Raw genomic sequence first — 1,307 nt, 5'->3', positions numbered from 1 at the left:
TTGGTCAAGCCCCCGAAAAGTAGACATTAGTATATTCGACATTTATGATGCATTTTGGTAATTTAAATAATACATTTTAGGAGAAACGAATCCCATTCTATGTTGGATTCGTTTTTCGTTATAGTAGCGAATATATTTCTTTAAATTTTGTTGAAAAGAATCTGGTGGACAGTTGGGATAAAAACAAGGGAATTCCGTTTTTAACTGCGAAAAAAAGCTCTCAATAACAGCGTTATCCCAACAATTTGCCTTTCGTGACATACTGGGTAGGAAGTGAAGCTGTTTACTTAAATTGTGGTACATATGAGATCTGTACACGCTACCTTGGTCGCTATGGATGAGGACGCCATCCAATGTATCCAGGTTCCGCTTTTTTTGTGCAGCCAAAATGGTGGCTTTTATCAATTCCTTATTAGGGCTTGAGCCCATTTCAAAGGCAATCAATTCACGGTTAAATAGATCCATTACCGCAGAGATATATAACTTTTCTTGCCCTATCAAAACTTCTGTCATATCTGTTACCCATTTTTGATTAGGATGATCAGCGTTAAAATTCCGATTTAATAGATTTTTATAGACATATCCCGCAGATTGTTCTTTTGTTTCATGAGTAGTTTTGGGCTGCCTTACCTTTGATTTCAAATTGGCCTCATTCATGAGTCGTGCTACTTTTTTATGGTTTATTATTATGTCTTCGGCTTTCAGAGCCCGGCTTATTCTTTTAGCTCCATATGTCCCCTTGTGAAGGAAATATATCCTTTTTATTTGCTTTAAATCTAGGCGTTCTTTTCCAGATGATTGGCGCTTAGGGCGTTTAAGAAAAGCAAAATATCCACTTGAGGAAACCCCAAGTATACGGCATAAAAGATTGACTGGATAAACCTTTCTCAAGTAAGAAATAGCTTCGAATTTCTTGCTTATTCTTTCACTTTGAGAAAGGCCTGGAACTTTTTTAGGATTTCTATCTCCATCTCTTTTTCATTTAATTTCTTCTCCAACTCACGGATATGCTTTTTGTCATTTGAAGGTAAAGGCCGCGAAATAGAGCGGGGATTGACAAGACCCTGCTCACCATGATTCTTAAAAGAGATTACCCAACGATTCACAGTATCCCTATGTAATCCAAGTCCCCCTGCAACTTCTGCCACAGGGATCTTGTTTTCCAGCACATGACGTACTGCTTCCAACTTTACTTCGACACTATTATGTGAAGATTGCTTTTTTGTCATATAATTATCGCCCCTAAGAAAATCAGTTATGTCGTATCTTCATCATAACCTATAAGTCTATTATAAGGGGGTCAACCA

At 37.4% G+C, this 1,307-nt stretch carries 2 protein-coding genes; both read right to left on the bottom strand.

Annotation, left to right across the window (positions count from 1 at the left end; genetic code table 11):
- Positions 1-42: 42 nt before the first annotated feature.
- Complete coding sequence (locus tag CHI06_RS19055; RefSeq protein WP_095250205.1) at positions 43-891, bottom strand: IS3 family transposase; 849 nt, start codon at positions 889-891, stop codon at positions 43-45.
- Positions 892-917: 26 nt separating this feature from the next.
- The gene (locus CHI06_RS19050; RefSeq protein ID WP_095250204.1) at positions 918-1,229 is read right to left on the bottom strand and encodes a helix-turn-helix domain-containing protein; all 312 of its coding nucleotides are present in this window, start codon (positions 1,227-1,229) and stop codon (positions 918-920) included.
- Positions 1,230-1,307 lie beyond the last annotated feature (78 nt).

The organism is Bacillus sp. 7884-1 (assembly GCF_002272245.1).
Lineage (GTDB): Bacteria > Bacillota > Bacilli > Bacillales > Cytobacillaceae > Neobacillus.
Note: the sequence above shows the minus strand (reverse complement) of the source record. Positions and strands in the feature narration are given on the sequence as shown.